Origin of the sequence: Drancourtella massiliensis (genome assembly GCF_016900655.1) — a bacterium.
In the GTDB taxonomy this organism is placed as follows: Bacteria; Bacillota; Clostridia; order Lachnospirales; family Lachnospiraceae; genus Sellimonas; species Sellimonas catena.
Window position 1 is genome coordinate 1 of record NZ_JACJKH010000109.1, and the last position, 432, is coordinate 432.

A 432-nucleotide genomic window follows, 5' to 3' on the forward strand; every position below is an offset into this window, starting at 1 on the left:
CTGAGTACATATCCGTCCGCCGCAATTTCATTTTCCTTTTCCGGGAAGGTTCCCTCCAGCAGTTCTCTATGTGCCATCTGGCGGTAAGTTTCGTCCGCATGAATAAACGTGATTAAAAATTCTTCCGAAACCACATCGCGGATTTCCATCTTTCCACATTGTTCCAGATCATATCCGTCTCCCTTGTCGCCGCTCTGCACAGACACATATGTTTCTTTGTCTGTCTCAACATAATAATGCCAGTCACCGTAAATGGTCTTCCTGTTTGCCAAATCACTTTTCTGGCTGCTGTAAATCAGAGAACTGATTCCAGAAAGCAGTGACGCTGTTAATAAGACGCTCACAAAAATGGCCAGTGTCTGGCTTTTGTAATACCGCATGTATTTCCACGCCAGTTTTAACATACGCCATCACCGCCTTTTACCGGGATGT

The 432-nt window shown here is 45.1% G+C and carries 1 pseudogene; it reads right to left on the reverse strand.

Annotated elements, in window-relative coordinates:
• Positions 1 to 404 (reverse strand): annotated as a pseudogene (locus H6A32_RS15945) (ABC transporter permease); the annotation flags it as partial.
• Positions 405 to 432 lie beyond the last annotated feature (28 nt).